The 13,029-nt window shown below is 71.2% G+C and carries 13 protein-coding genes; 6 read left to right on the top strand and 7 right to left on the bottom strand.

The features are described 5' to 3' along the window. Window positions 1–64: 64 nt before the first annotated feature. On the top strand, window positions 65–346 hold the full coding sequence (locus ACFO6V_RS14550; protein WP_116673175.1) for an HU family DNA-binding protein: 282 nt from the start codon (window positions 65–67) through the stop codon (window positions 344–346). Between the two features lie 97 nt (window positions 347–443). Here ACFO6V_RS14550 and ACFO6V_RS14545 read toward each other — a convergent pair whose 3' ends face one another. The 4 genes from ACFO6V_RS14545 to ACFO6V_RS14530 all read right to left on the bottom strand — a co-directional run bounded on the left by ACFO6V_RS14545 (window position 444) and on the right by ACFO6V_RS14530 (window position 6,144). After that, window positions 444–2,987 (bottom strand): flippase-like domain-containing protein, encoded by a 2,544-nt coding sequence (locus ACFO6V_RS14545; RefSeq protein WP_377136505.1) that lies wholly within the window; start codon window positions 2,985–2,987, stop codon window positions 444–446. Between the two features lie 129 nt (window positions 2,988–3,116). After that, entirely contained in the window at window positions 3,117–3,914 is a 798-nt protein-coding gene (locus ACFO6V_RS14540) for a CPBP family intramembrane glutamic endopeptidase (protein ID WP_377136504.1), read from the bottom strand. 107 nt (window positions 3,915–4,021) lie between these two features. Next, the gene (locus ACFO6V_RS14535) at window positions 4,022–5,506 is read right to left on the bottom strand and encodes a S10 family peptidase (RefSeq protein ID WP_377136503.1); all 1,485 of its coding nucleotides are present in this window, start codon (window positions 5,504–5,506) and stop codon (window positions 4,022–4,024) included. Window positions 5,507–5,544: 38 nt separating this feature from the next. Further along, window positions 5,545–6,144, bottom strand: coding sequence for an MBL fold metallo-hydrolase (locus ACFO6V_RS14530; RefSeq protein WP_377136502.1), 600 nt, complete (start codon window positions 6,142–6,144; stop codon window positions 5,545–5,547). Between the two features lie 478 nt (window positions 6,145–6,622). Here ACFO6V_RS14530 and ACFO6V_RS14525 point away from each other — a divergent pair, with 478 nt between their 5' ends. The 5 genes from ACFO6V_RS14525 to ACFO6V_RS14505 all read left to right on the top strand — a co-directional run bounded on the left by ACFO6V_RS14525 (window position 6,623) and on the right by ACFO6V_RS14505 (window position 9,870). After that, complete coding sequence (locus ACFO6V_RS14525; RefSeq protein ID WP_377136501.1) at window positions 6,623–7,132, top strand: hypothetical protein; 510 nt, start codon at window positions 6,623–6,625, stop codon at window positions 7,130–7,132. Between the two features lie 93 nt (window positions 7,133–7,225). Continuing rightward, a complete protein-coding gene (locus ACFO6V_RS14520; RefSeq protein ID WP_377136500.1) occupies window positions 7,226–7,924 on the top strand; it encodes a hypothetical protein in 699 nt (232 codons plus the stop codon). Next, a complete protein-coding gene (locus ACFO6V_RS14515) occupies window positions 7,917–8,219 on the top strand; it encodes a transcriptional regulator (protein ID WP_377136499.1) in 303 nt (100 codons plus the stop codon). The genes ACFO6V_RS14520 and ACFO6V_RS14515 overlap by 8 nt, the downstream gene beginning before the upstream one ends. Continuing rightward, window positions 8,216–9,064 carry an ABC transporter ATP-binding protein gene (locus tag ACFO6V_RS14510; RefSeq protein WP_377136498.1) on the top strand — a complete coding sequence of 283 codons (849 nt, stop codon included), beginning with the start codon at window positions 8,216–8,218 and terminating at the stop codon, window positions 9,062–9,064. The genes ACFO6V_RS14515 and ACFO6V_RS14510 overlap by 4 nt, the downstream gene beginning before the upstream one ends. Next, complete coding sequence (locus ACFO6V_RS14505; RefSeq protein WP_377136497.1) at window positions 9,061–9,870, top strand: ABC transporter permease; 810 nt, start codon at window positions 9,061–9,063, stop codon at window positions 9,868–9,870. The genes ACFO6V_RS14510 and ACFO6V_RS14505 overlap by 4 nt, the downstream gene beginning before the upstream one ends. A gap of 13 nt (window positions 9,871–9,883) precedes the next feature. On the opposite strand, the gene ACFO6V_RS14500 is transcribed toward ACFO6V_RS14505, so the two are convergent. The 3 genes from ACFO6V_RS14500 to ACFO6V_RS14490 are packed head-to-tail and all read right to left on the bottom strand — an operon-like array spanning window position 9,884 to window position 12,994. After that, window positions 9,884–12,298: a heavy metal translocating P-type ATPase gene (locus ACFO6V_RS14500; protein ID WP_377136495.1), complete on the bottom strand. Its 2,415-nt coding sequence runs from the start codon at window positions 12,296–12,298 to the stop codon at window positions 9,884–9,886. A 19-nt stretch (window positions 12,299–12,317) separates the two neighbouring features. After that, complete coding sequence (locus ACFO6V_RS14495; protein WP_116673181.1) at window positions 12,318–12,626, bottom strand: heavy-metal-associated domain-containing protein; 309 nt, start codon at window positions 12,624–12,626, stop codon at window positions 12,318–12,320. Window positions 12,627–12,673: 47 nt separating this feature from the next. Further along, window positions 12,674–12,994 (bottom strand): metal-sensitive transcriptional regulator, encoded by a 321-nt coding sequence (locus ACFO6V_RS14490; RefSeq protein ID WP_377136493.1) that lies wholly within the window; start codon window positions 12,992–12,994, stop codon window positions 12,674–12,676. Window positions 12,995–13,029: the final 35 nt, after the last annotated feature.

Raw genomic sequence — 13,029 nt, 5'->3', positions numbered from 1 at the left:
GGCAGTATGGGGCCTCGTCGTCGGGCGGGTACCGCCGCACGACGTGACCGAAGAAGGGAACCGCATGTCGCTCAACAAGTCCGAGCTCGTCTCGGCCATCGCCAGCAAGGCCGAGATCAACAAGACCGAGGCCGAGGCCGCGCTCAACGCCTTCCAGGAGGTGCTGATCGAGTCGCTCGCCAAGGGCGAGGCCGTCAAGGTGACTGGCTTCCTCTCGGCCGAGCGCGTCGAGCGTGCCGCCCGCACGGGTCGCAACCCGCGCACCGGCGAGGAGATCCAGATCCCGGCGAACTTCGGTGTCAAGATCAGCGCCGGCTCGCTGCTGAAGAAGGCCGTCGCGAAGTGACGCTTCGCCGCTGATTTTTATAGCGAGGCGAAGGCCCGGCTCCCAGTACGGGGGTCGGGCCTTCGCATGTCCGGGGTGCGGCCGGGCGCCGTCACGCTCAGAGGTCGCCCTTGCGCTCCAGGTACTTCATCGCCAGCCAGCCCATCGGCACGCGACCCCAGTAGGTGCACAGGCGGTACAGGATGGTCGCGGAGAACGCGATGGTGGCCGGCACGCCGGCGGCCGTCAGACCGGCCGTCAGGGCGCCCTCGACGCCGCCCAGGCCGCCGGGGGTAGGGATGAGCGCGCCGAGCGCGTTGCCCACGAGGTTGACCAGGGCTATGTCGACCAGCGAGAGCGACTGCCCGAACGCCGCGAGGCAGCACCACAGGGCGATGATGTAGCCCAGCGTCATGATCAGGTTCCCCGCCACACCGAGCGCCAGCCGGCCGGGGTGGCTCAGCATCTGCGCCAGCCGGGGCCATACCTGCCGCAGCCTCGGTCCGATGTACCCCATGCCCCACCGCCGTACGGGCGGCACCAGCAGCGTCGCGACGACGACCACCGCGATGCCCGCCAGGGTGATCAGCACCGCGGGCGACGGCAGCTCCACGAGGGCGCCGGACCCCGTGAAGATCGACAGGGCGACGAGCAGCAGCACCGTGACGACGAACTGCGACACCTGGACCAGCGCGACGGTGGCCACGGCCATCGACATGGTCACTCCCCGCTGCGTCAGCAGGCGCAGGTTCAGCGCCGCCGGGCCGATGCCGGCGGGGGCCGCCAGAGCGACGAACGAGCCTGCCGCGGCGGTGCACGTGGCTCGCCCGATCGGCACGCGGACCGGCGAGAACGCGACGAGCGTGAGGCCGGCGCCGAACCAGGTGAGGACGGCGAGCGCGAACGCCACGGCGATCCACCACGGGTTGGCCCCGCGCACGGCGTCCGCGATCTCGTTGAAGTTGATGGTGGTCACGATCACGGCGACCGCGATGATCATCAGCGTCGTGGTGAGCACGGTGCGTGCGCTGAACCGGGAGATGCGCTGCGGCTGCACGCTCGCCTCGGGCAGGCGCTCCACCAGGGCGCCCCGCAGCTCGCCCAGGAGGCCCTTGGCCCGCCGTACCTCCTCGCGGGTGGTCCGCGGGAGGGCTATCGACTGGATGAGGGGCCCGATGGCGGCGATGTCGGCGTCGGGCAGCGCGCGGACCGCCGACGCGACGGCGCGCCGGGGACCTACCCGCAGCCCGATGAGCGCGAGCATCTGCACGAGGTCGAGGCGTCGCGAGAGCGGCGGCGACGCGATGTCGCCCTGTTCCCAGCCGGTGATCCATACGTGGGGGTTGCCGTCGGGATCGCGGTGCGTGAGCAGCACGTCCTGCGTCAGCGCGCGGTGCGTGAGGCCCGCCGCGTGGGCCCGGGCGAGCTGCTCCCAGGCCTCGGCGATGACGTCGTCGTCCACGTCGTCGTCGGGCAGGTCGCGGAGCGACAGCGCCGGGGAGGCGTGCTCGAGGACGAGCGCTATCGAGTCGCCGAACTCGCCGATCCCCAGGAGCCGGGGGGTGCGGACGCCGGCGGCGGTCGCGGCGTAGGACAGGAGGGCCGTGCGCTCGGCGACGGCCTTGAGCGAGATGGCGGCCCGGCCCTCGATGCCGCGCAGGCGCAGGGCCCGCCACAGGCGCGTGATGAGCCCGACGACCTGGCGGTCGCCGTCGAGCACCACGACGTCGCGGCGGACGCCGTCGTCGCAGTAGAGGGCGTACACGCGGTTGCCGTCCCCACGGCTCAGGGCGAGCGCCACCGGGTCGTCGGGCGTTGCGTCCGGCGTGCCGGCCCCGGCGGACGCGGTGGCCTCGTCGCCGGTCTGTACGGGCTGCGCCTGCACCCGGGCCAGCGACGTCGGCACGAAGCCGGCGCGGCGCACGGCGGTCACGAGGTCGGGCCCGTACGCGCGCTCGCTGCGCGTGCCGGACACGTACTGCACCGACGACCCGGCGAGCCGGCCGAGCAGCAGCGCGACGAGCACCCCAGGGAGCGAGACCTGGCCGGTGATCAGCACGATCAGCAGGGCCGCGAACATCAGGTTCCACGAGATGCGGACGGTCCGGCGTCGCGTGGCGGGTCCCGCGACCGTGAGCATCGCCGTCAGGGCGACCGCGTACTCCGGGATGGCCAGCACGTAGCCGGTGCCGCTCTCCCACACCGACATACCGCGCACGAGCTCGTCCGAGCCGAGCTGGTGCAGCAGGACGGTGGTCAGGACGCCCAGCACCAGGCCGAGGGCGGCGCCGACTATCGACTCGATGATCTGCCTGCCGAGGCGGCGCACCGCCAGCTCGATCATCACGGCGACCGGGGCGAACATGCTGACCAGCCCCTGCAGCACCGCTACCGGGACGAACAGGATGTCGGCCAGCAGGTCGTTGAAGCTCCGGACGTCCTCGGTGACGCCCTCCGTGGTGCCGTGCGCGACCACCGACAGGATCAGGACGCCCGCGACGCCCAGTGCGCACCCGATCATCCAGACCAGCGCGCGCGGGTGCCGGACACGCTCTTCAGGCGTGTCGACGACGTCGACCAGGTCAGACCCGGCCGGGGCGGTGCCCGGAGCGTCGGACAGATCGGCACCGGCGCCAACGCGGCCGGCGCTCGAGTTGGACATGTCTCGGATTCTAAGGGCGTTGGGCCGCACATGACCGGAGGAGCAGTAGTGACACCTGTTCGTTCCAGGACGGGTCAGGTGTCAGGTCAGGTCAGGTCGGCGAAGTCCCTCGTGTTGCCCTGCCCGGGATCAGCGGATCCCCAGGGCCTCGCGCCACTCCGCGGGCACGAGGGCGTAGCCGACGAACGCCACGACGTCGAGCAGCGTATGGGCGACGACCAGCGGGATCACGCGGCGCCGTCCGTCGGGCTGGAACCTCGGCGACGTGTAGAACCACGAGAAGACGACGCCCATCACCACGTTCCCGATGAACGGTCCGATGCCCTGGTACAGGTGGTACGACCCGCGCAGGAGCGAGCTGGCCACGATGAACTTCACGCGGTTCCAGCCGAGCTCCCGCGTGCGCTCGTAGAGATAGCCGACGGCGATCACCTCCTCGAGCAGCCCGTTCTGGAACGCGCTGAGGAGGAGCACCGGGACGGTCCACCAGTGGGTGTCCAGGGCGCTGGCCTGCACCTCGACGGTGATGCCGAGCGCGCGCCCGAGGACGTAGAACGCGAGCCCCGGGATGCCGATCGCCGCGGCCAGGGCGACGCCCCAGCCGAGGTCGCGGGCCGGACGGGACCGGTCGAGGCCGAGGCTGCGGACCGCGCTGCGGCCCGGCCCGCTGAGCAGGTACAGCGCCAGTGCCACCGGGACCAGCGCGAACCCGATGCTCAGCAGCTGGTAGACGAGGTCGAGGTAGGGGCGTTCGGACTGGCTCGCGTTGAGCGTGGCGGTCTGCTCGGCGAGCGGCGTGTCGGCTGTGAGGCGGGCCGCGATGTTGACGAGCGCGTAGACCGCCGACTGGCCCAGGCTGAGCCCGAGCACGATCCAGACTTCGGCGGCGACACGACGGTTGGAGACTGGCTGCTCGATGACGCTCACGTTCGGAAACCTAGCTGCTGGTCCTGGGAGTTCGTCAGCTGGTCGGCAGAACGTCAGGTGATCGGCAGCTCGAGATGCCGATCACCTGACGTTCTGCCGACCATCGATCAGCGGATCGAGGCGCGCCTGACGAAGTCCGCGAGGTCCGCTGCCTGCGCCACCCGGGACTCCTGGTGGATGTACATCATGTGGCCCGCCGGGTACACCCGGGTCTCGATGCGGTCGCGGTAGGACGCCGGGATCGCCATCTGGTCGAGGCTGTACTCGATGGCCTCGACCGGGACGCCGCCGTCGTACCGGCCCATGGCGATGTGCACCTGGAGGTGCGGGTTGATGATCATCGCTGTCGCGAGCTTGTCGGCGACGTCGACGGCCTGGCCCTCGAACTCCTTGTACGACCAGGGGTGCACCTGGCGGGACAGCACCTCGTAGATCGCGTCGTTCTCGTACTCCAGCTCGCCCCGCAGGTAGTGGTGCAGCGCTGCGGTGTACGGCCCGGACGTGGCGGACATGAACGGGTCGTACGGCATCTGCTCGTGGATGTAGTGGTCGGCCGGCCCGGTGAACCTGGTGTCGAGGCGGCCGGTGACCAGGCGGCGCGAGCGCAGCAGCTCCGCATAGACACGGGTGTGCTCGAGCCGGAGGTTGGCACGGTCGACGTAGTCCTCGCTGAGCCCGGTCAGGGAGGCGATCTTCGTGACGGCGGCGGCGCGCTCGTCGTCGGGCACGCGCGCTCCGCGGGCCAGGACCGAGGCGTACGTCTCCGCCCAGTCCCGTGCCTCGGCGACGACGTCGTCCGTCGTGCGGTCGCCGAGGAGGCCGTGGTACTGCGCCGTCGCGGCGTAGAGCGGCAGGAACAGGGGATGCGGCAGGTTGGAGTGCTCGCCGTCGAACAGGGCCTCCAGGTTCAGCGCCGGAGCGACCAGCATGACGCCGTTGAAGAACATCCCGAAGCGCTGTTGCAGGTACTCGGCCAGCGCCGCCCCGCGGGTGCCGCCGTACGACTCGCCGATGAGGAACTTGGGGCTCATCCACCGGTCGTTGCGGCTCGTCCACAGGCGGATGATCTCGCCGACGGACTCCAGGTCGCCCGTGAAGCCGTGGAACGGCTTGGCCTGCTCGCCCTCGGTCGCCCGCGAGTAGCCGGTGGAGACCGGGTCGATGAACACGAGGTCGGAGACGTGCAGCAGTGTCTCCAGGTTGTCGACCAGCCCGTACGGCGGCGGGGTCAGGTCGCCGACGTCGCCCGAGTCGACCCGGCGCGGGCCGAGCAGCCCCAGGTGCAGCCAGACCGACGACGAGCCAGGGCCGCCGTTGAACGCGAACGTCACGGGGCGGCGCGTCACGTCTGTGTCCTGGAGCGTGTAGTACGTGATCGAGACCTCGGCCTTGGGCTTGCGGCCGTCGTACTTCTCGTCCTTGTGGACCTCCTGACGCAGCACGACGCGGCCGGTCGTGGCGGAGTAGTCCAGGTCGCCCTGCGGGGTGTGCAGGGTGTGCCGCGTGGTGACGAGGTCGTCGGTGGGTTCGGGCTTCTTCGGGGTGTCCGTCGTGTCGCCGGGCTGGGTGGTCTTCTTCTCGTCATCCGTCACGCCGGGAACCTATCGCGCGGGACGGGCGGTCTCCAGGCTTAATCCCGGCGTCGCGCGCCGGACCGGGCGGCGAGCCGGCCGGTGTCCGCCGCGGTGAGATGGCCGCCACGCAGCAGGCCCGATACTCCGGACGCTTCCGCGAGCAGGACCTCGCAGCCCGCGGCGAGCTCGTCGAGGGCCGCGCACGCGGCGGTGTCGCCCGTGTAGCAGAGGGCGTCGTCGACCCGGCCGGCATGGCTGTGCTCGATGTGCTCGACCGCGGCGAAGCGCAGGGCGAACGGACCTACCCGGCGCTCGCCCGGCGAGATGGTGGTGAAGGCGTACACGCTCGGGTTCTCCTCCCGTACGACCGGCCTGAGGTTCGCCGGCCCGTGCACGGGGAGCGGCGGCGCGGGTCCGGCGTCGGGCAGCGTGCGCAGGTAGCCGAGCTCCACGAGGTCGGCCCAGTGGTCACCGAGGGCATGCGTGACGACGACGGCGCCGACGTCGGCCGGTGCGACATGCCGCTGCAGCGGGCCGACGGCGCCGGTGCCCAGGTCGAGCAGGAGCCGGAAACCGTCCTGTTCCACGAGATAGCACGAGCAGGCCGAGTCAGGGCCAGGGACGGACCCGGATGACCCCACCACGGTGAGTCGCATCCCGGAAGCATAGGAGGAGCCCGGGACGCGAAGGCCGTAGCTCGGCTGGAATCTGCTGCCAGGTGCCGTTGCGTATATGCAACAAACCGCTCCTAAGGATGCCATTCGGCGACAGGACGGTGTTGATAGTCGACAACGGATCACAACTTGTAGCAATCCTTGACCGATACACAACCTATAGCTCTAGGGGGATGTCAGCAATGTTCGATGAGTGTTGGAAATTTCCAACAGCCAAGCTAGGCTCATCGAGATGGTGAGCGCAGGTCGCCATCCCAAGAACGCGATAAACGCCGTGCTTGGAGACTTGCCGCACAACATTGAAGTGCTGCCGATCACAAAGGGCACCGCTGGGGCGCGCTGGAGTGTGCGACCTGCAATGCGACCGAGGCGATCTGGTCAACGCCTCGGAGTGCTGACAACCACGCGCGACGCCTGGTCAGGTTCGTGACGAAGCATCTGCACGACGAGGAGGGCTGACATGCCGATGTACGAGTTCACGATGATCCTCGATCGCGACCTGTCGGACGACGACTATGACAGGCTGTTCGAGGCAGGGCTCGACGACAGCTCCCCGGGTTCCGAGAATGGTCATGGGTACATCGCTGTGACCAGGGAGGCTCCCCGACTGCTGGATGCAATCGTGTCGGCCGTTCACGACACGGTCCGAGCCGGTTTGCGTCCGGTCGCGATCGAGGAAGAGGACCTGCTCACGCTCGGCCAGATCGCCGAGCGCTCGGGACGGACTCACGAGTCCGTCAGGCTCCTTGCTGCTGGGCGCCGAGGGCCCGGCGGTTTCCCCGCCGCCGTCGGCGCCGGCAAAGCGTCTCTCTACTCGTGGGCGGCTGTGTCGGACTGGTTCGCCGAGAAGCTCGGCGTCGTCATACAGGCGCACGACGCTGACGCACGCCTGCTTGCGGCCGCCTCGCACATCCTGCGCGCCCGTGCGCTCGCGCCGAACGAGGATCTTGCGTTGCTTGCCTCCGCCTGATCGGCTGGCTCGCGCTAAACCCCTTGCGCCTCATCGCCGACACTGACAAACTGGTTTGCAGTACAAACCAGTTTGAGAGGCGAGGAGCCCACCATGGCGAGCGACCCGACGTCGGACAGGCCTGAGGGCCAGGGAGAAGCGGCGGGCCTCGAACCCGCCGAGATCCTGCGGATGATCCGGCAGCAGCAGGAGGTGGCGCGGGACGCGACCGAACCCGACGGCCGCGTGCTGTTCGGGGGCTGGGGCCTCGCGTGGCTGATCGGCTACCTGGCCATGTGGTCCACGGCCCGCGATACGGGCGTGCCCGCGGCCTGGGCCGGCTGGGTGCTCGCCGGGTGCATCGTCGGCGCGACGGCACTCACCGTCGTGCACAGCATCACCCGGACGTCCGGCACGCGCGGTGCGAGCGCCCGGGTCGGCGCGATGTACGGCTGGACCTGGTTCCTCGCGTTCGTGGCCTACGGCGTGCTGCTGGGCGCCATGGGCGACGCAGGCGCGTCCTTCGAGGTCCAGGCGATCGCCGGGAACGGCTTCGCGTGCGTGATCGTCGGCCTCCTGTACCTCGCGGGCGGCATGCTCTTCGAGGAGCTCCGGATGTACGCCATCGGCGGCTGGATGCTGGTCACGGCGGTGCTCGCCGCGTTCGCGGGGATGCCCAACACCTACCTCGTGATGGCCGCCGCGGGCGGCGGCGGGTTCCTGGCCATGGTCGCGGTGGAGCAGGTGATCCGCGCGCGGCGTCGATCACCCGGGACCGGAGTGCGGACGGAGGGCGGTGGGCGGGATGCCTGAGGAGCTCGACCCCGTCATCCACGCACCCGCCCGCCTGCGCGTGGTCGCCTCGCTCGCGGCCCTCGGCCCCGGCGACGAGCTGGCCTTCCCGAAGCTGCGGAAGCTGCTCGACATGACCGCCGGGAACCTGTCGACCCACCTGCGCAAGCTGGAGGACGCCGGATACGTGCGCGTCACCAAGACCCATGAGGGCAGGACGCCTGCGACCTACCTGGCCCTCACCCCGACCGGCCGCACCGCGTTCGCGGACTACCAGGCGGCGCTGATGGACCTTCTGAAGGGAGCACAGGGATGAGTGCGGTAGAGGTGAGGGGGGTGACGCGGCGTTTCGGCGACGTCGTCGCCCTCGACGATGTCTCGCTGGAGGTGGGGCACGGCGAGCTGGTGGGCATGCTCGGCCCCAACGGGGCCGGCAAGTCCACGCTGCTGTCGCTGGTCAGCGGCCAGCGGCGGCCCGACGCCGGGGTGGTGCGCCTGGCCGGCCGCGACCCGCGCGACGCCCGGGCGCGCACGGTGCTCGGCCTGACCCCGCAGGAGACGGGACTGCCCGCGACGCTCCGGGTGCGCGAGGTCGTCGACTTCGTCGGTGGCCACTACCCCGACCCCGTACCCACGGACGAGCTGCTGGAGCAGTTCGGGCTCGCCGACCTGGGCAAGCGCCAGACCGGCTCGCTGTCCGGCGGGCAGAAGCGGCGGCTCGCCGTCGCCATGTCCCTGGTGGGCCGCCCGAGCGTCGTGCTGCTCGACGAGCCGACCACCGGGCTCGACGTCTCCGGCCGCACCGCGCTGTGGGACGCCATCCGGGAGTACCACGCCAAGGGCGGGACGGTGCTGCTCACCTCGCACTACCTGGAGGAGGTGCAGGCCCTGGCCGAGCGGGTCGTCGTCATCGACCACGGCAAGGTGCTCGCCGACGACTCCCTCGACACGATCCTCTCCCGGGTCGGCGCCCGCCGCGTGCAGTTCACCGACGCCGCCGGGGAGCGGCAGGAGCGCCTCGTCCCTGACTCGGACGTCTTCGTGCGCGAGCTCGTCACGTCCGGCGCGGAGTTCCGTGACCTGGAGATCCGGGGCGCGTCCCTGGAGGAAGCGTTCGGCCAGCTGGTCAACCACGAGGCGACACAAGGAGCGGTCCGATGAGCGCGGTGGCGAGCACGACGACGTCGGGCAGCGGGACAGGCAGCGGGCACACCCAGCCCTTCCTGAAGCTGTCCTGGCTGCACCTGAAGTACCAGTTCCTGGAGACCGTCCGGATCCCCATCGCGGTGCTCGGGAACGTGCTGTTCCCGTCGCTGTCGATGTTCTTCTTCGTCGTGCCGCAGACGGCGGTCGCGGGCAACCCCCTGTTCGCGACGACCGCGGTCGCCAGCCTCGCGCTGTTCGCGGTCTGCTCGGCGAGCCTGTTCACCTACGGCCTCGGCGTGGCCGAGGACCGGCAGCTGCCGTTCTACCCGTTCCTGCGGTCGCTGCCCACCGGGCCCGGGCCGCAGATGGTGGCCCGCGTGCTGAACGGCGGGATCTTCTCGCTGTTCGGCGTGCTGCCGCTGATCATCATCGGCTGGCTGTTCACGTCGGCCACTGTGACACCCGGGCAGCTGCTCGCCGGCATCGGGACCATCCTCGCCGTGTCGGTGCCGTTCGTGCTGCTGGGCATGGCGATCGGGTACGCCCTGTCGGCCAAGGCGGCGCTGCCCGTCGTGCAGATCATCCTGTTCCCGCTGGCCTTCGCGGGCGGGCTGTTCCTGCCGCCGCAGATGTTCCCCGGCTGGCTCGACGCGATCTCGATGGCCACGCCCACCCGCGCCGGCCGTGACCTGCTGGTGCAGGCCACGACAGGCGCGGAGGCCTACGCCCTGGCGCTCCCCGTCCTGGCCGGGTGGACGCTGCTGTTCGTCGTGCTCGCGATCGTCGCCTACCGCAACGACGAGGGCCGCCGCTTCCGCTGAGCCGGTGGCCGACCTACTCGGCGCGGCGCAGGCGCAGGGAGTTCAGCACCACCAGCACCGAGCTCGCCGCCATCGCTCCGCCCGCGATCATCGGGCTGAGCAGGCCCGCCGCCGCCAGCGGGATCGCCGCGACGTTGTACGCGAACGCCCAGAACAGGTTCTGCTTGATGACCCGCAGAGTCTTCCGGGACAGGCGTACGGCGCTCGCGGCGGCCCGCAGGTCGCCGCGGACCAGCGTGATGTCGCTCGCCTCGATCGCGACGTCCGTACCGGTACCCATCGCGAGACCGAGGTCGGCCGTGGCGAGCGCGGCGGCGTCGTTCACTCCGTCGCCCACCATCGCCACCGTGTGGCCCTCGGCCTGCAGCTGGGCCACCACCGTGGCCTTGTCCGCGGGCAGCACGCGGGCTATGACGTCCTCGTCGGGGATGCCGACGGCCCGCGCCGCGACGAGGGCGGCGCCCTCCGAGTCGCCGGTCAGCAGGTACGGTCGCAGGCCCAGCTCCTGGAGCTCCGCCACTGCCCGGGCCGACGTCGGCTTGGCCGGGTCGCGCAGCGCGATCACCCCGCGGGCGGCCCCGTTCCAGGCCACGGCCACCGCGGTGGCCCCCGCCTCCTCCTGCTGCCGGACGGCGGTACGTACCTCCTCCGGGACGGTCACCCCCTGCTCGACGAGCCAGGCGGGGCGGCCCACGAGGACGCGGCGGGTGTTCAGCGCGCCGCCCAGGGCGAGGCCTGAGTGCGCGCGCCGGACGAGGCCCTCGACACCGCCGCCCGCGTGAGCGATGAAGCCCGTGACCTCGAGCGGCGTCCCGGTCTCCGGCTCGCCGGCGGAGCGTCCCGCGGCCGTGATCGCCCGCGCGATGGGGTGCTCGCTCAGGGACTCGACGGCGGCCGCGTAGCGCAGCACGTCCGGGGCGTCGGTGAGGTGGTTGGCGTCGGCCTCGACAGGCTCGGCCACCGTGGATCGTCCGGCGCCCCACACGTCGACCACCCGCATGCGGCCCTCGGTGACGGTGCCAGTCTTGTCAAGCACCACCGTGTCCACGCGGCGCGTGCTCTCCAGGATCTCCGGCCCACGGATCAGCACGCCGAGCTGGGCGCCGCGGCCGGTGCCGACCAGGATCGCCGTCGGCGTGGCCAGGCCGAGGGCGCAGGGGCACGCGATGATCAGCACCGCGACGGCGGCGGTGAACGCCGCCTCGACGTCGCCTGTCAGGGCCAGCCAGCCGACCAGCGTCAGCACGGCCAGCACGAGCACGACCGGCACGAACACCGCGGAGATGCGGTCCGCGAGCCGCGCCACGGGGGCCTTGCCCGTCTGCGCCTGGGCCACGAGCCGCCCGATACGCGCCAGCATCGTGTCCTCGCCCACGCGGGTGGCGCGCACGAGCAGGTGTCCCGAGGTGCTCACCGTTCCGCCGACGACGTCGTCGCCGGGCGCCACGTCGACAGGCACCGGTTCGCCGGTGACCAGGGAGGTGTCGAGGGCGGACGTGCCCTCCACCACCGTCCCGTCCGTGGCGACCGTGCCGCCGGGGCGGACCGCGAACACGTCCCCGACCTGCAGGGCGGCGACGGGCACGGCAGCGGTGCGCCAGCCGCCGTCGGCGAGGCGCAAGGGTGTGCCGTCCGGGCCGAGCGTGATGCGCTCCGCGTCCTTGGCGCCCAGGCTCAGCAGGGCGCGCAGGGCGTCCCCGGCGCGGCGCCGCGACCGGTGCTCGGCGTACCGTCCGGCCAGGAGGAACGTGGTGACCACCGCGCCGACCTCGAAGTACAGGCCGGGGCCTGCACCGTCGCCCGCAGGTCGGAACGTGTCGGCGACCAGCACCCACAGCGACCACAGGGTCGCCGCGAGCACGCCGATGGACACGAGCGTGTCCATGGTGGAGCTCGCGTGCCGGGCGGCTCGCACGGCGGCGGTGTGGAACGGCCAGGCACCCCACGCGACCACGGGCAGCGCCAGAGCGGCGACCGCCCACTCGCTGCCGGGGAACGCCAGCGCCGGCACCATCGACAGCAGCAGCACCGGGACCGTCAGCGCCGCCGAGACGCGCAGCCGGCGGAGCAGGTCGTCGCCGCGGTACTCGGCGCCGACGGCCGGGGTCGCGTCCGGCTCGTCGCCGGTCCCGGCGCCCGGCTCGCCGTCGGTCCCCGTGTCCTTGGACGTGCTCGACCCGTTCGCGGCCCGCCGCCGCGTCACCTGCGCGCCGTACCCCGCCGATTCGACGGCGTCGACCAGGTCCTGGTCGGTGACCGCCTCCGATAGCACGACGTGCGCCGACTCCAGCGGCAGGTTCACGGTGGCGGCGACCCCGTCCAGCCGGTTGAGCTTGCGCTCGACCCGGGCCACGCACGAGGCGCAGGTCATCCCGGACACGGCGAGCTCGACCTCGCCGACGAGATGCGGCGCTTCAACGACAGTCACAGTTCTCCTGGGAGTGGGGTCAGGACGAGATGATCGGCAGCGACCGGTTCGCCTGGCGGGCCGGGGCCTGTGCCGCCGACTCGGCGGCTACCGCGTTCTCGAGCACCTCGACGTCGGTCACGTCGTAGCCTGCCTCGTCCACCGCGTCCCGCAGCGGCGCCTCGGCCAGGGGCAGCTTGGAGATCACGCGCACCAGCGAGGTGTCGCCTGCGTGCAGCTCGACGCTGACGTCCTGGACGTCCGGGACGCCCTTGAGCTCGTTGGTCACGGCGGACACGCAGTGCCCGCAGGTCATTCCGGTCACGGCAAGCTTGGTCACAGTGGTCATGTCTTCTCCTCGGATGGCGGGCTGGTCGGCACGCAGCTGATGGGTGTTCACATGCGGACGAGGCGAGCGATCGCCTCGGCGGCTTCCTTGACCTTGGCGGCGCCCTCGTCGTCGGACGTCTTGGCCGCGTCCACCACGCAGTGCCCCAGGTGATCCTCGACCAGAGCGAGGCTTACCGCCTGCAGGGCCTTCGTCACGGCGCTCACCTGGGTGAGCACGTCGATGCAGTACACGTCCTCGTCGATCATGCGCGCGATGCCGCGCACCTGCCCCTCGATACGACGCATCCGCTTGAGGTACGCGGGCTTGTCGGACGCGTAGCCGTGCGGTTCGTCATGCGAGTGGGTGGTCTCGATCGCCTCGGTCATCACCCCATCAGATACCCCATGGGGGTAGTGAGTCA

It is taken from the genome of Promicromonospora alba (genome assembly GCF_042654905.1).
Lineage (GTDB): Bacteria > Actinomycetota > Actinomycetes > Actinomycetales > Cellulomonadaceae > Promicromonospora > Promicromonospora alba.
The sequence above is the reverse complement of the archived record's forward strand: the minus strand, read 5'-3'. Positions and strand labels throughout refer to the sequence as shown.